We start from the raw sequence: 19,787 nt of genomic DNA, 5'->3' as shown, positions 1-19,787 counted from the left end.
ACATCCAGGGCGAGGTGCACGGCTGGCTCCGCCTGCCGCAGCCGCTCTCCTTCTACGCCGACAACCAGTCCGGCACCGGCAACCCGCCCCGGAACGGACGGCGGCCTCGCAGGCCAGCGCGGCCGGCCCGAACCGGCCCTGCCACTCGATGATGCCGACCGCCACCCGCACCGGGACCATGGTGTCGAACAGCAGGTAGCCGGCTAACGCGGCCGCGGCCGGCACGGCGCCGGCGATCCACGTCCACGGCGTGCCGCGCACGCCGAGCGGGACGGCGAGGAGCAGGCACAGGGCGCTGAGGCCGGCGACCACCGAGACGTCCGGGTTCTGGCCCCAGAGGGCGGCCACCAGCGGCACATGGAGCGCACCCGTCATCACCAGGGCCGCGGCGGCGGGCCACCGGAGCGGCGGGCGCTCCTCGCGGGGCCGTGCCCTCGACAGCACCCGCGCCGGCGGCAGGGCGGCGGCGTCGGGCGGGGCCTGCTCCGTGGCGGCCGCCAGGGGTTCCGTGTCGTCACCGCTCGTCGAGGGCCCGGCCGGCCGGTCCGCGACCGGGGCGGGCCGGAGCAGCTGGACGAGGTGGGCGACATCGGCCACCGGCCGCAGCGACGCGGCCGCGTGCAGGGCCGCCCGGATGCCGCTGTCGGCTTCGGCCGCGAGCAGGGTGGTGAGGTGGGCGACGTCGCCCGTGGGTCTGGTCAGGACGGCGGCGCGCAGGATCTGGTCGGCACCGGTGCTGTCGCGGGGTCTCAGGAGGATCAGGAGGCGAACCAGGTCCTCGACCGGGCGGGCGGCGACCGCTCCGTGGAGGACCGGGGCCAGGGTCGGCGTGTGGGCCGGGTTCAGGTGGCAGAGCAGATCGGCGACTTCCTCCACCGGGCGGCTGGCCGCCGCGCTCATCATCGCCGCCGCGAGGTCGCCGCCGAGCGGGACGGGGGACGGCTGGTTCACCCGCAGGGGAACGGGGGTGAGGTCGGGGGCGGCGGTGTCGGGTACGGAACCCGACCCCGAGACAGGCAGGGTTATGGTCAGGGGGCGGGACATCGAGGTCTCCTGGATCGGGGGAACGGGCCGGCGCCGGGCCGGGCGGGCGAAGGAAGCAAACGGATCTGCCCGGTTCAAGCCTGGCCCGCATTACGCCGACTGCCACTCCAGGCGATCATTCGGGCGACGTCCGGGCCGCACCGGTGCGGCGGGCCGGCGTTCCCCTCCCCAGTGAGCTGTCCCAGCACGGCCGCCTGCCGCGGCGATCACCCTTTCGGGGAGGACCTGGTCCGGACAGGCGGCGGCGGGGCGGATCCTGAGGGCGTGACCTACCAGCGGTACCACCGGTGGCGCCGGCCCGAGGAGTGCGTACCACGGGCCACGAAGCCCACCAGCCACAGCACGAGTACGGCGATCGCCACCCACCAGAGAATCTTGAGTGCGAACCCGGCGCCGAACAGGAGCAGAGCGAGCAGGAGAACGAGAAGAAGGGGAACCATCGGAACCTCCGCAGTCGGTGTCGAGCACCCGACTGCCCCGGAGGCCGCTCGCCTATTCGTACGAATCTTTCCGGCGCCCCGGGGCAGAGGCCTCGCTCTGTTCGCCGGCGGCGAGCCGTCGGCGACCGTCGCGGACGCCCCGGTCGGCGACCCCGCCTGCGTGATCGGCGGGCGCGGGGGACAGTGGTCCGAGGCGTGACGATCCGGTCCGCCCCCGTGCGTACCGGATCCCTTCGACGGAAGGTGCAGCAGTGGCAACCGACTACGACGCCCCGCGTACGAACAGCGACGACGAGGAGGTCGACAGCGTCGAGGAGTTGAAGAGGCAGCGTGCCGAGCGTTCCGGCGGGACGCCGGACGTGGACGTGGCGGAGGAGGCGGAGTCCGTGGAGCTGCCGGGCGCCGACCTCTCCGGGGAGGAGCTCACCGTCCAGGTGGTGCCCGTCCAGGGGGACGAGTTCACCTGCGCTCGGTGCTTCATGGTCCACCACCGCAGCCGCTTCTCCCGTGAGGAGGACGGGCAACCGGTCTGCCGGGACTGCGTGCCCGCCCCCGGCGACTGACCGGGCGGGCGGCGAGCGGGCGGCCCGCTACGTGCACCAGAAGAGGAACGGCGTGCAGGTGGGCGTCGGCTTCGCGGTGACGGTGGCCGAGGGGTGCGGAGCGGCCGTCGAGGGCTGCGGGGCGGTGGGCGGGGCCGGGCTCGAAGCGGCCGGGACGGGAGGCGGCGACTCCGGGGCACGACTGCTCGTCGGCGCGGCCGGGGCGGTGCTCCTGGTGACCGAGGCGGTGGCGGAGGCGGTACGGCTCGCGCCGGTGCGCTGTGTGGTCGGCGCGGCCGGGACCGTGGTCACGCCCGTCGCGGTGGGGGGCGCGGCGGAGGTCGGGCCACTCGGCGTGGGCGTCGCGACCGGCCCGCCCGCGGCCGGCGCGGGCGAGGCGCCCTCACTGCCGTTCGCGGCGAGGGCCGCGACACCGAGCCCCGCGACGGCCAGGCCGACGACGGAGAGCGCGAGCACGCCGGCCCGCCGCGCCGGCCGGCGCCCGGAACGCCGGGACCGGGCCGGTGCGGCGGACCGGCCGGCCGCCGGAGGCGGTGCCACAGCGGGCGGTGGCCCGGCGGCCGGTGGTCCCTGGGACAGCGTCAGGGTCGCGTCCGGCAGGGTCTCCCGGGTCGCCGCGGGGGCCCCGCAGCCGGGGCAGGTCATCGCGCCGTTCAGATGGCGGCGGCAGGGTGCGCAGTAGTCCATGTGGTCTTCCCGTGCTGCCGGGGTGGCCGGCCCACACCGGTCGTCGGCGGCTCCGCGCACGTCGTCGTGCGCATGCGGAGCCTAGGCAGCCCGGCTGTGAGGGTTCCAGACCCAGCTGTGACGCTTCTGCGAAGATTGCGCACCCTCCGGAGCGGCGAGCCCCCGTACCCGCGGCCGGGACAGGAGGAGGTCCGACGGGACGGCCGCCGTCCGCGAACGCCCTCGTGCCCCGCACGGCGCGCGGCCGGATGTCCGCCGGGCGTGTGGCGACGGTGGACGTCGGGGGCCGGGGCGGACCTGCCGGGCCGTCACGGCGTGCCGGTGAAAGCGCGCCGGTAGGCGCGGGGCGGGACTCCCCGGCGCCGCACGAACTGTTCGCGCAGGACGGCGGCGCTCCCGTAGCCGACCCGGCGGGCGATCTCCTCGACCGGCAGGTCGGTGGCTTCGAGGAGTTCCTCGGCCCGGCTCAGGCGCAGGTCCCGCAGCCAGGCGTGCGGGGTGGTGCCGGTCGCGGCGGTGAAGCGGCGGGCGAAGGAGCGCCTGCTCATCAGGGCGCGGCGGGCCAGTTCCGTGACGGGCAGGGGCTCGTGGAGGTGCTCGCGGGCCCAGCCGAGGACCTCGGCGAGCCGCTCGTCCTGGCCGTTCCCGGGGACGGGCGCGGCCAGGTACTGGGCCTGCCCGCCGTCGCGGTGGGAGGGCAGCACCATGTCGCGGGCGACGGCGTTGGCCAGGGCGGCGCCGTACTCCCGCCTCAGCAGGTGGAGGCAGAGGTCGAAACCCGCGGCGGCTCCGGCGCCCGTGACGACGTCTCCCTCGTCGATGTAGAGCGCGTCCGGGTCCACCGTGACGTCCGGATAGCGGTCGGCGAGCAGGTCGGCGAACCGCCAGTGGGTGGTCGCCCGCCGGCCGGTGAGCAGTCCGGCGGCGGCGAGCGCGAACGTGCCGACGCAGTGGGCCGCGACCACGGCGCCGCGCGCGTGCGCGGCCCGCAGCGCGTCGAGCACGGCGGGGGCGGGCGGTTCGCGGAATCCGGCCCCGGGCAGCGCGATGAGCAGATCGGCGCCGGCGAACCGGTCCAGACCGTGCGGGACGGCGAGCGGCACTCCGCAGTCCGTGGGCACCGGTCCGGGGCGGTCGGAGCAGAGGGCGAAGTCGAAACCGGGCACCGCCGCTCCGTGCGGACCGAACACCTCGGTGACGATGCCGACGGCGAGCATGCCCGCGCCGGGCGGGACGTAGGCGGCGACGGTCCGGAAAGGCGGCACGCAGGCAGTGTCGCACAGCGTTGGCACGAATCCTGCGGTCACCGGCAGACGTGCCACTCGTGAGGCACCGTCAAGACCGGAAGGATCGAAGCCATGACAGACGCACCGCTCGGCCGCAGCGCCGCCTTCAAGGTCCTGACCACCGGCTACGTGGGCTCCACCGGCCCCGGGGTCGCCGCCACCGTCTCCTACGTCTCCGACGCCGGACGGCACGTGATCTTCGACCCGGGCATGGTGGCGAGCCGTGACCACATCCTCGCCCCGCTCGCGGAACTGGGCCTCGGCCCCGACGACATCACCGATGTGGTGCTCAGCCACCACCACCCCGACAACACCATGAACGCGGGCCTCTTCGGCCGGGCCCGGGTGCACGACCACAAGGTCGAGTACCTGGGCGACCACTGGACCAACCGGGACGCCGAGGGCTACGAACTCACCCCGTCGCTGCGGCTGATCCGCACCCCGGGCCACAGCCCCGAGGACATCACCCTGCTGGCGGGCACGGACTCGGGCGTGGTGGCCTTCGCCGGCGACCTGTGGTGGCACGCCGACGGCCCGGCGGACGACCCGGTGGCCCCGGACCGCGAGGTGCTGCGCGCCTCCCGGCTGCGGGTGCTGGCCGCGGCGGACCTGATCGTGCCCGGCCACGGCCGGCCCTTCGTGGCGGACGACACCACCCCGCGGTAGCTGTCCGGCCGGCCCGGTCGGGCGCCGCCCGGCGGAGTCCACCGGGACCCGGAACCGCCAGGACACGAGGACGCGTCCTCGCCCGTACGAACTGCGCCGATCCCGGGGGGACCGTCCGCACTCGCACGAGTGCGCATCACCACGACGGGCGGGACGAGTCGTGGGGCCGGTGGTGCCGCGCCGCGCGACCGGGCCGCCCCGCCGCCCACGCCCACCGGCGTCGAACCCGCACGCGGCACAACGGCGAGCCGAACGCCGCGGAACGGGGAGCCGATCGCCGACGAAGGAAACCTCCGGGGCTTCGGCGGGCGTCATGGACCGGTCGGTGATGTCGGCGCGCTCCCCGTGCGGGAATGCGGGACGCGCGACCGGTTCGCGCGTGCGGACCAACCGGGTTCGGCGAATCCCGGCCGGTCCGACCCGAGGGCGCCCGCGGGGATCTCCGGCCCGCCTTCCTCGGCGCGGTCGCCCAGGTGGGCGCCCTGCTCGGCGGCGCTCCGGAGGTCCGTCGGCGCGGGTCCGGTTCCGCCGGCCCCGGCCTCGGAATCCGCTGGGCGGAGGCGGTCGGCCGACGAGTCGCCGGGCCGCTCGGAGCCGGTCCGGAATTCCGCGGTCGGCGCCGACCGGACCTCGCGCCCGGGCGGCCCGTGACGGTGGATCACCGGCGCCGTCGGGCCGTCTCGGAGCGGGCGGATGCGCGGCGTTCCGACCGATACCGATTCCCCGCGACCAGGGAATTCGGCCCACGCCGGATATCGCCCGTTCCGGCGAACACCGGAATTTCCCCGGACATGCTTCGCGCCGTTTCACCCACGGTATTTGACGGATTCTCGGCCGAGGCCGAGGACATTCCGTCCGGCTCCGTTCCGGATCGAATCACCGTCGGGCCGGTCCGCTGATACCTGTCCCGCGGTATCGGCCGGGGCAGCGCGGACCGACCGGTCTGCGCCGGCCGGTGTCCGGCCGGCGGGGCGGATGCCGGGGGCGGACACGCGGGCCGTCAAGCGACCGCGTGGGTGGGTCTCCGCCACCGCCGGGAGCGAGCGCTCCGGCCGGCGCCGGTCGCGCCGCCCGGGACGGGGGCTTGGGTCCAATGTCGGTATTGTCCGCGAACCGACGCCTGCGACAAGCGATTTGAGTGACCGCCAGCTCTGCGCCGCGGTCACTTTCGGCAGGTCGCGACCGCCCCGCCGGGGGCCGCCGAACAGTCCCTCGATGGTCTACGCCAATCCTTGACAGCGCTCACGTGGGTGCCACAGGATGATCGCCAGCCGCCGCTTACCCAGGGCGCGGAACAGGTGATTCATCCACTTCACACAGGCCGTTCACGGGGGACGGGCTGTCGACGCCCGCAATGGCGCGGGCGGCACAGTCATGTCGAAGTCTGTACACAGTTCCCTGTAGCCGCCGCATGCCATCTGCCGAACTGGCCGGGGGGCTTTCGCCTGCCCTTTCGCAGGCCCGGTCGGCCGTGCCACCAGACGAGATGAGGTTTCGTCAGACGTGCAAGGCAATGCAGACACATCAGCCGTACCCGCCGTACGAGCAGTACCCCTCGCCCGTAGACCCGAGCACGCGCCGCCGGACTTCGAAGCCGACATGTGGGCCCGGATGGCCCTGCCCGCGGCACCGTCCGAGTCGCCCGCCGAGCCGGCCGCGGCTCCGGGCCTCAGACTCGCGCTGTCCCTGCTGGAGGAAGGCGCGCTCACCAGCCGGGCCGACCGTTCCCGCAGGTCGCACGGGGCTCGGGCGGTCCCGTCCGCCGGGGCCGTGTACCCCTACGAGTTCGCCGTCCTCACCATGGAGAACGGCGCGCCGGCCGCCTTCCGGGTCGACGCCGACCGCCGTACCTGCACCCGGCTGGCCACCGGGGACGTCGCCGGAGCGCTGCACGCCTCGACGCTGGCGATCCCCGGGGACGGCGGCGCGGTCATCGTCACCCTCACCCGGCCCTGGTTGTCGATGCGCAAGTACGGCGACCGCGGCTACCTGTACACCCAGCTCGACGCCGGGCACGCCACCGGGAACCTGCTGCTGGCCACCACCGGCCGGGGCGCGCCGGGGACGCTGCGGCTGCGCTTCCCCCGCTCACCCCTCTCGGACCTGCTGGAGGCGGGCGAGAACTGCCGGGAGTTGCACTCCGCCCTCCTGGTGCCGGCGGCCGGGGCCGACGACGCCTGGACCCGCTGGACGGTGCACGACGGCGCCGCCCGGGACGGACACGCGCCCACCTGGCGGTCCTGGCTGGAGCAGACCTGCTGGGACTCCCTCTCCGCGCGGGCGGAGCACCCCGGGACGGACGGCGCACCCGACGCCCTCGCCCCCCTCGCGGACCTGCGCGACCGCGGGCGGCCGGGCGGTGGCCAGCCCGGTCTGGGCGATCCGTCCGAGTGGCCGAAGCTGCTCGCCACGCGGGCCTCCAGCAAGGCGTTCGTTCCCGGCACCGTCCCCGCGGCCGACGTCTGGCAGGCCGTCTCGGCCCTCGCCACGCCGGTGCGGACGGACCTGCCGGCCGCCTCGCCGATGGGCGCCACCCTGGTCCTGCGGTCGGCCGAGGAACCGGGGCAGAACGCCGTGCACCCGTTGACCGGCGAGGGCGCGCCGCGCACCGGCCGGCTGCCCTCCGCCGACGAGGTGGTGCGCGCCTGCATGCAGCAGCGCACCCTCGCCGGCGCCGCCGCCGTGGTGCTGCTCCACGCACCGCGCACCGCTCTCACCGACGGCGCCGGCGACTCGGCCGCCGGCGCCGAGGACCTCCGCGAACTGGCCTTCCGCTGCGGCGCCCTGGGGCAGCTGCTCTATCTGGGGGCGAACCGCGCCGGGATCGGCGTGACCGGCGTCGGGGGGTTCGACGCGGCGCTCTGGCACACCCTGGCCGGGCTGCCGGAGAGCGACGAGATCCTCTACGTCCTGGTGCTCGGCCGCCCGGACGACTCCGGCGTCAAGCTCGACCGGCTCGCCACCGCCCATGCCCAGAACGAGCGGTGAGGCCACGATGAACGCCGTCCTTCCCCACGCCTTCACGGACGCCCTCGCCCGCCACGGCGACCGCGTGGCGGTCACCGACCCCGACGCGTCGCTCAGCTACGCCGAACTGGCCGACCGGGCCCGGGCCGCCGCCGCCCGCCTCGCCCCGTACGGCGTGGCCGGCGACCGACTGCGGATCGGCCTGTACGCCACCAACTCCACCGACTACGTGGTGGGTTACCTGGCGGCACTGTTCGCCGGCGCGGTCCCCTTCCTGGCCGACTCGGCCTTCGGACCGTTCGAGCTGTCCCGGATCGCCGAGGACTGCGGGCTGGACCTGCTGATCCACGCGCCGGACGCCGACGTCGAGCAGGTCACCGCGGAAGTCCTCACGACGGGAGGCGAGTTCGGCGCCCTCACGGTCAGCCGGGTGCGCCGCTCCGCCACCCCTCCCCCGCCGCTGCTGCCCGGCACCGAGGTGTGCCGCTTCACCTCCGGCTCCACCGGCCGGCCCAACTGCATCGAGTTCTCCGGCACGGCCGTGCTCGCGGCGGCCCGCAACTGGGCCGAGGGCACCGGGCTCTCGGCCCAGGACCGGATCGCCTGCCTGGCCGCGCTCTCCAACGGCCTGGCCTTCAACACCTCGCTGCTGGCGGCCTTCCTGCCCGGTGCCTCGCTGCACCTGTCACGCGGCCTGCCGACCGCCTCCCGGATCGTGCGGCTGCTGGAGAGCACCGGCGCCACCCGCCTGGTGGCGTTCCCCGCGCTGTACGAGTCGATCGTGCGGCGCTCCTCGACCGGGGGCTTCACGGGTGTCCGGGCCGCGATCTCCTCCGGCGCCCCGCTGCGCGACAGCGTCCGCGAGGAGTTCACCCGGCTCACCGGCGTACCGGTCCACAACTACTACGGCGTGGCCGAGGCCGGGCCCCTGACCTACGCGGTCGACGGTGACGGCACCGGGCTCGGCACCGCGCTGCCCGGCGTGGACCTGATCGCCGACGAGCAGGGCGTCCGGGTCCGGAGCGAGTCCATGGGCTCGCGCTACCTCAACGCGCCCGGCGTCTTCGAGGAGCGGATCGACGCCGAGGGCCGCTACCGCACCGGCGACCAGGGCCACCTGGTCGACGGCGTGCTCCACCTGACCGGGCGCACCGGGCGGCTGGTCAACGTCGGCGGGCGCAAGATCGACCCGATCGAGGTCACCGAGGTGCTGCGCGAGGCCGCCGGGGTGCTGGACGCGGTCGCCTTCGAGGCCGAGAGCCGGCACGGCGAGCCGATCCTGGCCGCCGTCGTCGCCGTCGGGCCCGGTCCGACCGCGCAGTCCCTGCGCAGCCACTGCTCGGCGGTGCTGCCCTCCTTCAAGGTGCCCTCGGTCCTCCACCTGGTGGACCGGATCCCGGTGAACTCGATCGGCAAGCCGTCCGTCGAGCGCCTGCGGCGGCTGCTCGCCGACGCCCAGAGCAACTGACCCCCTCCCCCAGCCCAGGAGAACCCCATGGACACCAGCTCCCTCCACACCAAGATCCTCGACCTCGCGGTCGCGGCCGGCGACGGCAGCTTCACGGCCCGCGAGCTCGCCGAGGCCGGCTACTCGCTGCGCGCGGTCAGCTTCTCCTCGCTCTCCTACATGCGCCTGATCGACAGCATCGAGAACGACCTCGGCGTCTACCTGGACCCGGAGGTCGACGCCGAGCACTACGAGACCATCGACAGCGTCGCGGCGCTGGTGGTCGCCAGCGGTGTCGGCGCCGATGCCTGAGGCACCCGCGACCGGCGGCCCCACCCTGGGCGTCGTCGGTCGCGGGCGGCTCGGCGCGGCGCTGCTGGCGGCCTGCCGGGCGGACGGCACGCGGGTGTCGCTGACCGCCTCCCGCGGCGGCGGCTGGCAGGTCGACGCCGTGCCCGACGTCCTCGTCGACGCCAGCGCGCCCGACGCGCACCCGGACGTGCTCGAGTACTGCGCGACGCACCGGGTGCCGCTCGTCGCCTGCGTCTCCAACCTGACGGACGCCCAGTGGACGTCCCTGGCGGAGCTGGCGACGGTGGTCCCGGTGGTCCGGGCCACCAACCTCTCCTTCGCCCACTACCTCCAGCTGCGCATCGCCGAGTTCACCGCGGCCCTCACCCGGGGTCCGCTCGGCGCGGCCACCACCACCGTCCGGGAGCGGCACCCGATCGGCAAGGCGCACCGGCCGAGCGCCACCGCCGTGGTCCTGGCCCGGGCCTGGGCCGGCGCGAGCGGCCGGGAGGTGGCCGACATCGCCGACGAGCGCGCCGGACTCCCCGTCAGCGAACACGAGTTGACCCACACCTGGGACGGCGAGTCGCTGCACGTACGGCACCACGTCGGCAGCTGGGCGGTGCCGGCCAGGGGTGCGCTGACGGCCGCCGACTGGGCCCGCACCGCGCCTCCCGGCCTGGTCACCATGCGGACCGTCTACGACGACCTGACAGCAAGGAGCACGCCATGACCACCGCAGAGGGGCGGCCGCTGAGCCCCGCCGAACGCCGGCTCGTCCTCCAGGTCGCGGTCGGCGCGCGGATGCTCTCCCTCGACGGGCACGACGACTTCAACCAGGGCCAGATCTCGGCCCGGATCCCCGGCCGGGACGAGTTCTTCATCAAGGGCGCCCTGGTCGGCTTCGACGAGGCCGCCCCGGCCGACGTGGTCCGCTGCCCGGTGGACCACACGCTGCCCGCCCCGCCGCTGGCGCCCCCGGAGCTGCCGCTCCACCAGGCGATCTACCGGGCGCGCCCGGACGTCAACGGCATCGTGCACAGCCACGCGCCGTACACCCTGCTGTACGGGGCCACCGACCTGCCGATGCGCCCGATCTCGCACGACGGCGCGTACTTCCGGGACCGGATCGGGCTGTTCACCGAGACCAGCAACACCGTCCTGGACATCGAGACCGGTGACCACATCGCCAAGGACCTCGACGACCACCCGGCCGTCCTGCTCCGGAACCACGGCGGCGTGATCGTCGGCAAGAGCGTGCGGCACGCCGCCGTCTTCGCCCAGGTGCTGGAGCGCGCCTGCCGGCTCCAGCTGACCGCCGAGGGCACCGGCGTCCCGTACACCTGGTCCACCGAGCAGGACGTGGCCGCCAAGCAGGACTTCATCTACGCCGACCTCTCCGTCCGCTCGTACTGGGACTACGCCGTCCGCCGGGTCGGCCGGCACTGGCCCGAGACCGTCGACTGGGCCCGCGGCTGACCCGCGGGCCCGCCACGGGCCGCCCCTCGGGGCGGCCGGAGATCCCCCCACCACCCCCGCAGACACGCACAGAGCCGGAGCGCCATGCCGACCTTGACCACCACCACCGACCCGCCGCGCCACGACCGCGCCCGGGTGCAGCGACGGACCGTCCGGACGCTCGTCGTCGCCGAGGTGATCAGCGGCAGCGGCATCGCCACGGGCTTCGCCGTCACCAGTCTGCTGGCCGAGGACCTCGGCGGGAGCGCCACCCTCGCCGGCCTGTCGCAGACCGCGGCGACGCTCGGCGGCGCGGCCGCGGTGGGGGCGATCGCGGCGATCACCCACGTCCGGGGGCGCCGGCCCGGGCTGGCCACCGGCTACCTGGCCGCCACGGTGGGCGCGGTGGCCTGCGTGGTGGCCGCCGTGGTGCACAGCTTCCCGCTGTTCCTGGTCGGCATGGTGCTCTACGGCGCCGCCGGGGCGACCGGCCTGCAGGCCCGCTTCGCCGCCGCCGACCTGGCCGAACCGCAGCACCGGGGCCGGGCGATGTCGCTCGTGCTCACCACCACCGTGGTCGGCGCCGTGATCGGCCCCAACCTCACCGGGCCCGGCGCGGCGATCGCCGAACACCTGGGCCTGCCGCCGCTCTCCGGCACCTACCTGTTCGCGGTCGTCGGCTTCGCGATCGCGTTCACCGCGATCGCCGTCCTGCTGCGCCCCGACCCGCTGCTGCTGGCCCGCGGGCAGGACGAGGCCGGGGAGCGGGAGAAGCCGCCCCCGCTGCGCACCATGCTGAAGGCGCTGCGCGGCAACCGGCCGGCCGTGCTGGCGATCCTCAGCATCGTCGCCGGACACCTGGTGATGATCGCCGTGATGTCGATGACCGGCATCCACATGCACCACGCCGGTACCGGCCTGGGCGTGATCGGCATGGTGCTCAGCGGCCACCTCGCCGGGATGTACGGCTTCTCCACCCTGTTCGGCTGGGCCGTGGACCGCTTCCGGAGCACCCCGGTGCTCTACGGGGGCACCGCCGCGATGCTGCTGTCGCTGTGGCTCTGCGGCACCGCCGACGGCGACGACGTCGTCCAGCTCTCCATCGCGCTGGCGCTGCTGGGGCTCTCCTGGTCGGCGGTGCTGGTGGCGGCCTCGGTCCTGCTCTCCGAGACCGTGCCGGTCGCCGAACTCCCGGCCGCCCAGGGGTTCTCCGACATGGCGATGAACCTGGCCGCGGCCGCGGGCGCCGCACTGTCCGGCGTCGTCCTGGAACGCCTCGGCTTCGCCACCCTGAGCGCGCTGTCCGCGATCGTCCTGCTGCTGCCCCTGCTCGCCCACCCCGCGCTGCACCCGAAGTCCGACCGATCCGCCTGACTCCCCGGCCGCCCCGGGCCTCTCCCTGCGAACGGACCGCCACACCATGACGATCCCCACCACCGTCCACGTCACCCGGCCGGAACCCAACACCTCCACCGAAGTCCGCCCCGCCACCCGGGGCGCGGCCGTCCCGGCCACCCACACCCAGCGGGAGCGCCTGCTCTGGGGCCGGCACGTGCACCAGGTGAACAACAACATCGCGCTCGGCCTGCGCTTCGACGGGCCGCTCGACATCGCCCTGCTGGAGCGCAGTCTGAACCTGCTGGCCGAGCGCCACGAGACCCTGCGCACCGTCTTCCCCGAGGTGGACGAGGCGGCCGGGGAGGAGCACGTGATGCTGCTGCTCCCGCCGCAGCCGCGCGCCCTACCCGTCCTGGAGGCGCCCGACGAGCCGGCGCGGACCCGCCTGCCACGGGTGCTGGCCCTGCTCGCCGAGCATGCCAACCAGCCCTTCGACCTGGCCGCCGGCCCGCTGTTCCGCCCCGTGCTCGGCCGGGTGAGCGAGAGCCTGCACGTGCTCTCGATGACCACCGACCACATCGTCTTCGACGCCTGGTCGGCCCGGATCATGATCAACGACCTGCTGACCATCTACGCCACCGAGCAGGGCGACGCCGTCCCCACGCTCCCCGAACTCGCCGTCCAGTTCCCCGACTTCGCGCTCTGGCAGCACGGCCACCTGAACGGCGTCCAGCTGGAGCGCCAGCTCGGCTACTGGCGCAAGCAGCTCGACGGCATCACCCCGATCCCCGCCTCCGGCCTGGCCGACCCGCAGGCGCCGACCGGCGCCGAGCCGGGCGTGACCAAACTGCTCGAACCGATCGGACCGGAACTGAGCGCCACCGTCGAGGAGTTCGCCGTCCAGGAGCGGGTGACCTCGGCCGTGGTGGTCTCCGCGGCGCTCAAGGCGGCCATGTGGCGGCTGCGCCTGGAGACGGTGGGCGAGGACGCCGCCGGCGACGTGGCGACCTTCGGTTCGCTCGCCAACCGGACCCGGCCGGAGACCGACGCGATGGTCGGCTACGTGGCCACCCCGGCCACCTTCCGCACCCGCTTCACCGGCGCGACGCCGTTCGGCGAACTCGTCCGCCTGGAGGCGCAGACGCTGTTCAACGCGATGCGCCACCAGCGGATCCCGTTCTCGCTGATCAGCCGGGAACTCGCCCCCGAGCAGTACGGCATCCGCTTCCGCGAGCCCGGCAGCGTACCGGTCTACCTCAACTTCGACATGGACATGGTGGAGGACGAGCGCGAGCCGCTGCTCCAGCCCACCGGCCTCGGCGTGCAGCCGATCGGCATCCCGATGCCCGAAGTCCCGCGCGGCGGCCTGCGGGTCATCGGCTACCAGCGCAAGGACGGCATCGCGCTCGAACTCCGCTACCGCCACGACCTCTACGGCCGCGACTGGTCCACGCGCTTCGTCCGCCTGATCCACGCGTTCCTGCAGCACGGCGTGGACGCGCCCGGCACCCCGATCGAGGAGCTCCCCGCATGACCGCCACCCCCGACCTGCCCCGACTGATCGCCGTCGACCTCGACGGCACCCTGCTGCGCCCCGACTACTCGGTCGCCCCGCGGACCCGCCGGGCCGTCGCCCTGGCCCACGAGCAGGGCATCGAGACGGTCTTCGTGACCGTCCGCCACGCCGCCGCCATCGAGTACATCGTCGAGGCCCTGGACCTGACCGGCGAGGCGATCTGCTGCGGCGGCGCCGCACTCTGGCAGGTGCCGTCGATGGAGCTGACCGAGGCGTCCACGATCGACGCCGCGACCGCGCGCGAGACGGCCGCCCGGCTGAAGCGGGCGCTGCCGGACGCCAGGATCGGCTGGATGCTGGCGGACCGCCGGGTCGGCTACGCGCCCGACTACCCCGAGCCGCTGCTGATCGGCGAGTCCTACCGCGCCGACCCGGAGACCATCGACGTCCCGGTGCTCAAGCTCTTCGCCGTCACACCCCGGCTGCGCGAGATCGACACGGCGGAGGTCGAGGAGATCCTCGGCGGGCTGGTCACCGTCTCCCACCACCACAGCGGTGTGGTCGACCTGGTCGCCCACGGGGTGAGCAAGATCGCCGCGCTGGAGAAGCTCTGCGCCGGGCGCGGCATCGCCCCCTCGGAGGTGATCGCCTTCGGCGACGCCCGGACCGACCTGGACATGATCCGCTGGGCCGGCCGCGGGGTGTTCATGGCGAACGCCGACCCCGCCCTGCACGCCGAGGCCGACCTGATCGCGCCCTCCAACGAGGAGGACGGCGTCGCCGTCGTCCTGGAGAACCTGCTGCGGTCGCAGCACCCGACGCTCACCGAGGTGGCCCGATGAAGGTCCAGCGCATCCTGCCCACCGAGGAGGCCGCCGACCTGCTCGACCTGGTCCGGGACCTCACCGCCAACGAACTCGCCCCGAGGGTCGCCGAGTTCGAGGCCAACCACGAGTTCCCCCGGGAGGTCGTGCGGACCCTCGGCAAGGCCGGACTGCTGAGCCTGCCCTACCCCGAGGAGTACGGCGGCGGCGGGCAGCCGTACGAGGTCTACCTCCAGGCGCTGGAGGAGGTCGCCTACCACTGGCTCGCCGTGGCCGAGTCGGTCAACGTGCACAACCTCGCCTGCTTCGGCACCGCCACCTACGGCACCCGGGCCCAGCGCGAGGAACTGCTGCCCGCCATGCTCGGCGGGGAACTCCTCGGCGCCTACTGCCTGTCCGAGCCGGAGGCCGGTTCGGACGCGGCCTCGCTCACCACCAAGGCGGTCAAGGAGGACGGCGGCTACCGGATCTCGGGGACCAAGTCCTGGGTCACCCACGCCGGTTACGCGGACTTCTACAACGTGTTCAGCCGGACCGGCGGGCCGGGCGCCCGCGGCCTCTCCTGCCTGGTGGTGCCCGGCGGCACACCCGGCATGGTGGTGCACGAGCGGGAGAAGAAGCTCGGCGTCTGGTCCTCCCCCACCGCCCAGATCGGCTTCGACTCCGTCCAGGTCCCCGCGGACCGGCTGATCGGCCGCGAGGGCAAGGGCTTCCTGATCGCGATGGGCGCGCTGGACTGCGGCCGGCTCGGCATCGCCGCCTGCGCGGTCGGCCTCGCCCAGGCCGCCGTCGACTACGCGGTGCGGTACGCCAAGGAGCGCCGGCAGTTCGGCGAGCGGATCATCTCCTTCCAGGGCATCGGCTTCATGCTGGCCGACATGGCCACCCAGGTCGCCGCCGCGCGGGCGCTCACCCTGGCGGCCGCCCGCCTCAAGGACGCCGGCCTGCCCTACTCGCTGGAGGCGGCCAAGGCGAAGCTCTTCGCCACCGACATGGCGATGAAGGTGACCACCGACGCCGTCCAGGTGCTCGGCGGCGCGGGCTACGTGGCCGACCACCCGGTGGAGCGCTGGATGCGTGAGGCCAAGCTGCTGCAGATCGTCGAGGGGACCAACCAGATCCAGCGGCTGGTCATCGCCCAGGGCCTGGCCTGACACCGCGGTGTGGTGCGCCCGGCCGGACCGGTCGGGCGCACCGCACCGTCACGCTCTCCCGCCCGGGCCCGGACTCCCGACAGCGCCGCGGGGCGGGCGCTCCGGCGTCGACCGGGGCTACGCGCCGGGGTGCGCCGGCAGGGCGAGCCAGCGCGACCAGGAGATCTCGCGGCCGACGAAGCGCGGCCGCCCGAACGGCCAGTCGGCGGCGATCCACTCCGGTACCAGCGCGTCCAGCGCCCGCTCGACCCCGCTGCCCACCAGCTCGTCCACCACCCACCAGGAGATCTCGGCGTCCGCGCCGGCCCGCTCCGGCGGGTCGATGTAGACGCAGCCCAGCAGGGCCGTCTCCGCCGTGTCGAACAGCGCGTAGTTGAAGGACCGGTGTGCGGCGATCTCCTTCTCGTGCCGCAACAGGTCGGCCTGGTCGGCCTCGTAGGTCATGGTGGCCGCGGGCCAGCCCCAGGCCGGGCCGAAGAGGGTCCACAGCCGCTCGCGCGAGCCCATCACCGCCGGATAGTCCAGCGGGGTGTCCGCCTCCCGGATCGGCCGCAGATGATGACCGCCACCCGGCAGCGGCACCAGGACGGGGTGGACGAAGTCGTCGGGAAGCCAGTTCATGGCGCCCGACCGTAGCACCGCGCGGGCGTCCGGGCTCCTGGATTTCCCCCGCACCCCCGCCCGGTGGTCACCGCCGGGTCCAGGCCCGGCACGCCATCTCGTGCCAGGTCGTGCGCACGGCCGCGCCGCCCAGCGTGAGGTGCTGGCTGGACCAGGTCCGACAGCACCCGCCCGTCACGCGCGGCCGGGCCGGTGCCGCCGGCCTCGCCACGCGGACCGGGGCGGCCGGGGAGGCCGCGGAGGCCGGGGAGGCCGGACGGCGCCGGCGTAGTGGACCACTGGTCGAAGGTGTCGTCATGCCGCAGGCTCTGCCCGCGTCGCCGGGGCACCGAACCCCGCCGCCACTCGAACGGCCCAGCCCAAACCGCCCCCAGGCGTACGCTGCGCCGCACCGGACAGCCGGAGGCCGGGCGGGCGTGCCCGCCCGGGGGCGCCCGGCGTCGACCCGGGGACCGACGGATAATGGCCTGGCCGCAGGCCACCCGCGCCGGTGGCCGTGACCGACGGAGAGGCGGAGAACGGATGACCCTGGACGAGGGCCGACGCGTGAGGTTGGCCGAGGACCTGGCGATCGGCGAGGCGGTCGCCGGGGAACCCGGGGCCGTCGTCGGGTTCCTCTCGCTGGGGGCCGGGGCGGAGGGCACCGTCGAGCGGGTGGACGGGGAGCTCCCGGAGAGCACGGAGGTCCGCGAGTACCAGCGGCTCAAGGCACTGTTCGAGGACTACGGGCACACCATGCCGGCGGCGAGCCGGGAGCGGCTGGAGACGGAGATCGCCGCGCTGGAGCCGGCGTGGGCCGCGTACCGGGAGCGGGGGCGGCGGGTGACGGTCCGGGTCCGGCTGGACAGCGGCTTCGTCCTCGACGGGCTGCACCAGGACGTCCTCACCCCGCTGTGACGCAGGGCGTCCCGGTGCGACGGCGGCGGCCGGGGCCCCTCGGCGGGCGGAGAAGCCCGGTCACGGGACGGCCGGTGGCACCGGTGCCCCGTCCGGTCGGGCGGGGCAGGCCTCCCGGGGGCAGCGGAGGAGCCGGGGCCGGCTCCGGCCCGCACCACCCGTACGCTGGTGGCCGGTCCCCTCGCGTCGACGAGCGCGAGGGGGCCGACCATCTTCGCGGGCCGTCCACGGCCGGGGGCCGCCGGGGCAGGGCGGGTGGAGCGGGGTCGGGGCGCGGCGGGTGGAGCCGGGGCGGCATACGATCGGCGGGTGTCGGAACGCAACGATCCCTCGTCATCGGCTCTGTCGGCCTCGGTGGCCGCAGCGGCCTCGTCCGTGTCGTCCTCGCCCTCGTGGTCCCGGTGGTCCGAGGACTCCACCCTCTCGATCGGCTCGGTGGTCTCGGTGCTGTCGATCGGTTCGGTCGGCTCGGTGCTCTCGGTGGGGTCGGTCGGCAGCGTGCTGTCGATCGGCTCTGCCGGTTCGGCCCTGTCCGTGCTGTCCGCCGGGTCGTGGCTCTCCCTCGGGTCACTGCTGTCCGCCAACTCGCGCTGGTCGGTGCTGTCCTGGCGCTCCCGCCACGGGCTGATGGCCGCCGGTGCGGTGGCCGTCGCCGCGGGCGCCGCGCTCGTCGGCGGTCCGCGGCCGCGGCGCGCCCGGTAGTGGCCGGCCCGCGCCCGACGCGCGCTTCGCTGCGGCGGCTGATACGGAACCCGGCGTTCTGGTTCGTCGCCGTGCTCGCCGTGATGTGGCCGGTCCTGCGGCTGCTGCCGCCCGAGCAGGTGCTGGCACTGCGGGAGTGGGCGTCGACCAACCTCGACAACCTGCGCCTCTGGCCGTCGGGGCACCCGGTCGAAGCCCTGACGGTGTCCGTGTTCGTACCGCAGAGCACCCTCTGGGTGTGGCCGGTCTTCGCGCTGTCCGTGTTCGCCGTGGTGTCGGCGCTCGGCGCCCGCCGCGCGGTGGCAGGACTGGCCCTGGCCCACCTGACCGCGACCGGGCTGACGGAGGCGCTGGTGTGGTGGCGCATCGAGCACGGCGAACTGCCCGCCGCCGAGGCGCACGTGCTGGACACCGGCCCGTCCTACGTGGTGGTCGCCGCGCTGGCGGTGGCGATCGTAGTGGCCCGTCCGGCGTGGTCGCGGGCGGTGTGGCTGGTGATGCTGGCGGTGGCCGCACCGGACCTGCTGTCCGGGCTCGGGGACGGCGAGGTGTCCGCGGTGGGCCATGTGCTCGCCTTCGCCGCCGGCCTGGCCATCGCGGGCGCCCACCGGCTCGGCCTGCCACCGGTGGCCCGCCGGGCCCGTCCGGGCACGGCGCCGGCGCCGTCCGGAGGCCCTCGCCGCTGAAGCCCTCACCCCTGAGGGCGCCGCCGCTCCGGGTGGCGGCCCCTCGACGGGCCGGCCGCCGCAGGTCGTCCCACGCGCGGGGGCGCCGGGCCGGGGACACCGAGAGCCCGTGCCTGCGGGGCGGGATCGTCTGCCGTCAGAACGCGGTGCGGTCGGCGCTGCGGGGGTCGTCGGCCGCCGTGTGGCCGTCGTAGAGGCCGGTGCGGGCGAGGCGGCGCCAGGGGCGGACGAGGTGCAGGGCGGTGTGGATGTCGGGCTCGGTGCTGTCGAGGTCGAGGTCGGCGATGGCGAGGCCGGGCCGGCCGTCGCCGGGGCAGCGCGCGAGCCAGCGGCCGCCCGGGGCGACCAGGCCGGCGGGGACGGTGGCGCTGTACTGGGCGGGCAGGGCGTAGCCGAGCCAGTACGAGTGGAGGTTTGCGTAGGCCTGGGCGAGGGTGGCGCGGGCGGCGTCGTCGACCATGACGGAGAGCAGGACGCAGTCGACGTCCAGGGCCTCGTACTCGGCGAACAGGGCGGGGAAGTTCGCCTCGACGCACAGGGCGGTTCCGAAGCGGATGCCGTCCACGTCGAAGACGAGCGGGTCGGTGCCCGGGGTGTAGAGGTAGGAGAGCTCCGTGTGCGAGAGGAAACGCTTGTCGTAACGGGCGCTGAGGCGGCCCTGGTCCGAGACCACGTAGAGGCTGTTGTGCGGGCGGCCGGGGGCGGTGAGGGGGTGGATCGAGCCGAACACCGTCCACAGGGCCAGCTCCCCCGCGAGCGCGGCGACCGCCTCCGCCTCCTCGCGCAGGACGTCCCAGGCGGCCCCCTCCCAGTTCGCCGGGCCGAGGCCTCCCTCCGGGCGGCCGGCGACCACGTGCTTGTCCGGGTAGACGAGCGAGCCCTCCGGGAACTGCACCAACCGGACGCCCGCACCCGCCGCCTGACGCATCAGCGCCCGCATCTGCCGCCCGGCGCCCCGGATCGCCTCCCCGTCCCGCGGGTCCTCCGGGACCGTGCTCTGCGCCACCGCCAACCGCAATGTCCTCGCCATCGGGCGACGATACAACGCCACGCTCGCCGGCCCTGGGGAACGGCCGCGGACGGCCGCGGACGGCCGCCGTTGACCGGATCCCGCACGAGCGGATCAGGCCATCGACCGGCCCCCGTCCCGCACCTCGGATCATGCGGACGAGCCGCGGCCCCGCCCTCCGGGTGCCGCGG

General features: G+C 74.9%; 20 protein-coding genes. 15 read left to right on the top strand and 5 right to left on the bottom strand.

The genetic code is table 11. The features are described from left to right. Together ABT263_RS23040 and ABT263_RS23035 are read right to left on the bottom strand one after the other, a co-directional pair. Nucleotides 1–1,044: hypothetical protein (locus tag ABT263_RS23040; RefSeq protein WP_352292785.1), on the bottom strand; the 1,044-nt coding region annotated here is incomplete at its 3' end. A 269-nt stretch (nt 1,045–1,313) separates the two neighbouring features. Further along, nucleotides 1,314–1,484 carry a hydrophobic protein gene (locus tag ABT263_RS23035; RefSeq protein ID WP_329485246.1) on the bottom strand — a complete coding sequence of 57 codons (171 nt, stop codon included), beginning with the start codon at nt 1,482–1,484 and terminating at the stop codon, nt 1,314–1,316. Between the two features lie 251 nt (nt 1,485–1,735). Between ABT263_RS23035 and ABT263_RS23030 the strand changes: the two genes are divergently transcribed. Then, a complete protein-coding gene (locus ABT263_RS23030) occupies nt 1,736–2,047 on the top strand; it encodes a DUF4193 domain-containing protein (RefSeq protein WP_329485247.1) in 312 nt (103 codons plus the stop codon). Nucleotides 2,048–2,078: 31 nt separating this feature from the next. After that, entirely contained in the window at nt 2,079–2,729 is a 651-nt protein-coding gene (locus tag ABT263_RS23025) for a hypothetical protein (RefSeq protein WP_352292783.1), read from the top strand. Nucleotides 2,730–3,042: 313 nt separating this feature from the next. Here the strand turns inward: ABT263_RS23025 and ABT263_RS23020 are convergent, their stop codons facing one another. Then, a complete protein-coding gene (locus tag ABT263_RS23020) occupies nt 3,043–3,951 on the bottom strand; it encodes a GlxA family transcriptional regulator (RefSeq protein WP_352292793.1) in 909 nt (302 codons plus the stop codon). A gap of 141 nt (nt 3,952–4,092) precedes the next feature. On the opposite strand from ABT263_RS23020, the gene ABT263_RS23015 reads away from it, so the two are divergent. From ABT263_RS23015 to ABT263_RS22970, 10 genes are all read left to right on the top strand, one after another. After that, nucleotides 4,093–4,686, top strand: a complete 594-nt coding sequence (locus tag ABT263_RS23015; RefSeq protein ID WP_352292781.1) for an MBL fold metallo-hydrolase — start codon at nt 4,093–4,095, stop codon at nt 4,684–4,686. Nucleotides 4,687–6,297: 1,611 nt separating this feature from the next. Then, nucleotides 6,298–7,674, top strand: a complete 1,377-nt coding sequence (locus tag ABT263_RS23010) for a nitroreductase family protein (RefSeq protein ID WP_352292779.1) — start codon at nt 6,298–6,300, stop codon at nt 7,672–7,674. Beyond that, nucleotides 7,655–9,121 carry a class I adenylate-forming enzyme family protein gene (locus ABT263_RS23005; RefSeq protein ID WP_352292777.1) on the top strand — a complete coding sequence of 489 codons (1,467 nt, stop codon included), beginning with the start codon at nt 7,655–7,657 and terminating at the stop codon, nt 9,119–9,121. Before ABT263_RS23010 ends, ABT263_RS23005 begins: the two co-directional genes overlap by 20 nt. 27 nt (nt 9,122–9,148) lie before the next feature. Continuing rightward, nucleotides 9,149–9,412 (top strand): hypothetical protein, encoded by a 264-nt coding sequence (locus ABT263_RS23000; protein ID WP_352292775.1) that lies wholly within the window; start codon nt 9,149–9,151, stop codon nt 9,410–9,412. Then, nucleotides 9,405–10,124, top strand: a complete 720-nt coding sequence (locus tag ABT263_RS22995) for a dihydrodipicolinate reductase C-terminal domain-containing protein (protein ID WP_352292773.1) — start codon at nt 9,405–9,407, stop codon at nt 10,122–10,124. The genes ABT263_RS23000 and ABT263_RS22995 overlap by 8 nt, the downstream gene beginning before the upstream one ends. Further along, nucleotides 10,121–10,870: a class II aldolase/adducin family protein gene (locus ABT263_RS22990; RefSeq protein WP_352292771.1), complete on the top strand. Its 750-nt coding sequence runs from the start codon at nt 10,121–10,123 to the stop codon at nt 10,868–10,870. The genes ABT263_RS22995 and ABT263_RS22990 overlap by 4 nt, the downstream gene beginning before the upstream one ends. Nucleotides 10,871–10,954: 84 nt before the next feature. Then, on the top strand, nt 10,955–12,223 hold the full coding sequence (locus tag ABT263_RS22985) for an MFS transporter (RefSeq protein WP_352292769.1): 1,269 nt from the start codon (nt 10,955–10,957) through the stop codon (nt 12,221–12,223). A gap of 46 nt (nt 12,224–12,269) precedes the next feature. Beyond that, nucleotides 12,270–13,721 carry a condensation domain-containing protein gene (locus tag ABT263_RS22980; RefSeq protein ID WP_352292767.1) on the top strand — a complete coding sequence of 484 codons (1,452 nt, stop codon included), beginning with the start codon at nt 12,270–12,272 and terminating at the stop codon, nt 13,719–13,721. After that, a complete protein-coding gene (locus tag ABT263_RS22975; RefSeq protein WP_352292765.1) occupies nt 13,718–14,545 on the top strand; it encodes an HAD family hydrolase in 828 nt (275 codons plus the stop codon). The genes ABT263_RS22980 and ABT263_RS22975 overlap by 4 nt, the downstream gene beginning before the upstream one ends. Further along, on the top strand, nt 14,542–15,681 hold the full coding sequence (locus ABT263_RS22970) for an acyl-CoA dehydrogenase family protein (RefSeq protein WP_329485260.1): 1,140 nt from the start codon (nt 14,542–14,544) through the stop codon (nt 15,679–15,681). Before ABT263_RS22975 ends, ABT263_RS22970 begins: the two co-directional genes overlap by 4 nt. Before the next feature lie 117 nt (nt 15,682–15,798). On the opposite strand, the gene ABT263_RS22965 is transcribed toward ABT263_RS22970, so the two are convergent. Continuing rightward, on the bottom strand, nt 15,799–16,302 hold the full coding sequence (locus ABT263_RS22965) for a GNAT family N-acetyltransferase (RefSeq protein WP_352292763.1): 504 nt from the start codon (nt 16,300–16,302) through the stop codon (nt 15,799–15,801). A gap of 522 nt (nt 16,303–16,824) precedes the next feature. On the opposite strand from ABT263_RS22965, the gene ABT263_RS22960 reads away from it, so the two are divergent. The 3 genes from ABT263_RS22960 (at nt 16,825) to ABT263_RS22950 (ending at nt 18,587) form a co-directional block, all read left to right on the top strand. Next, entirely contained in the window at nt 16,825–17,199 is a 375-nt protein-coding gene (locus ABT263_RS22960) for a hypothetical protein (protein ID WP_352292761.1), read from the top strand. Nucleotides 17,200–17,508: 309 nt separating this feature from the next. Next, a complete protein-coding gene (locus ABT263_RS22955; protein ID WP_502885849.1) occupies nt 17,509–17,901 on the top strand; it encodes a hypothetical protein in 393 nt (130 codons plus the stop codon). After that, nucleotides 17,901–18,587 carry a rhomboid-like protein gene (locus tag ABT263_RS22950; protein WP_352292759.1) on the top strand — a complete coding sequence of 229 codons (687 nt, stop codon included), beginning with the start codon at nt 17,901–17,903 and terminating at the stop codon, nt 18,585–18,587. Before ABT263_RS22955 ends, ABT263_RS22950 begins: the two co-directional genes overlap by 1 nt. A gap of 136 nt (nt 18,588–18,723) precedes the next feature. Here ABT263_RS22950 and ABT263_RS22945 read toward each other — a convergent pair whose 3' ends face one another. After that, nucleotides 18,724–19,617, bottom strand: coding sequence for a carbon-nitrogen hydrolase family protein (locus tag ABT263_RS22945; protein WP_352292758.1), 894 nt, complete (start codon nt 19,615–19,617; stop codon nt 18,724–18,726). Between the last annotated feature and the right edge of the window lie 170 nt (nt 19,618–19,787).

The organism is Kitasatospora sp. NPDC001603 (assembly GCF_040298365.1).
GTDB lineage: Bacteria > Actinomycetota > Actinomycetes > Streptomycetales > Streptomycetaceae > Kitasatospora.
Note: the sequence above shows the minus strand (reverse complement) of the source record. Positions and strands in the feature narration are given on the sequence as shown.

Bases quoted from the DNA above. Each gene is read 5' to 3' on its own strand.
- ABT263_RS23035 (WP_329485246.1), bottom strand. From the start codon at position 1,484: ATGGTTCCCCTTCTTCTCGTTCTCCTGCTCGCTCTGCTCCTGTTCGGC.
- ABT263_RS23020 (WP_352292793.1), bottom strand. From the start codon at position 3,951: ATGCTCGCCGTCGGCATCGTCACCGAGGTGTTCGGTCCGCACGGAGCG.
- ABT263_RS23015 (WP_352292781.1), top strand. From the start codon at position 4,093: ATGACAGACGCACCGCTCGGCCGCAGCGCCGCCTTCAAGGTCCTGACC.
- ABT263_RS23010 (WP_352292779.1), top strand. From the start codon at position 6,298: ATGGCCCTGCCCGCGGCACCGTCCGAGTCGCCCGCCGAGCCGGCCGCG.
- ABT263_RS23005 (WP_352292777.1), top strand. From the start codon at position 7,655: ATGCCCAGAACGAGCGGTGAGGCCACGATGAACGCCGTCCTTCCCCAC.
- ABT263_RS23000 (WP_352292775.1), top strand. From the start codon at position 9,149: ATGGACACCAGCTCCCTCCACACCAAGATCCTCGACCTCGCGGTCGCG.
- ABT263_RS22995 (WP_352292773.1), top strand. From the start codon at position 9,405: ATGCCTGAGGCACCCGCGACCGGCGGCCCCACCCTGGGCGTCGTCGGT.
- ABT263_RS22990 (WP_352292771.1), top strand. From the start codon at position 10,121: ATGACCACCGCAGAGGGGCGGCCGCTGAGCCCCGCCGAACGCCGGCTC.
- ABT263_RS22985 (WP_352292769.1), top strand. From the start codon at position 10,955: ATGCCGACCTTGACCACCACCACCGACCCGCCGCGCCACGACCGCGCC.
- ABT263_RS22980 (WP_352292767.1), top strand. From the start codon at position 12,270: ATGACGATCCCCACCACCGTCCACGTCACCCGGCCGGAACCCAACACC.
- ABT263_RS22975 (WP_352292765.1), top strand. From the start codon at position 13,718: ATGACCGCCACCCCCGACCTGCCCCGACTGATCGCCGTCGACCTCGAC.
- ABT263_RS22970 (WP_329485260.1), top strand. From the start codon at position 14,542: ATGAAGGTCCAGCGCATCCTGCCCACCGAGGAGGCCGCCGACCTGCTC.
- ABT263_RS22965 (WP_352292763.1), bottom strand. From the start codon at position 16,302: ATGAACTGGCTTCCCGACGACTTCGTCCACCCCGTCCTGGTGCCGCTG.
- ABT263_RS22960 (WP_352292761.1), top strand. From the start codon at position 16,825: ATGACCCTGGACGAGGGCCGACGCGTGAGGTTGGCCGAGGACCTGGCG.
- ABT263_RS22945 (WP_352292758.1), bottom strand. From the start codon at position 19,617: ATGGCGAGGACATTGCGGTTGGCGGTGGCGCAGAGCACGGTCCCGGAG.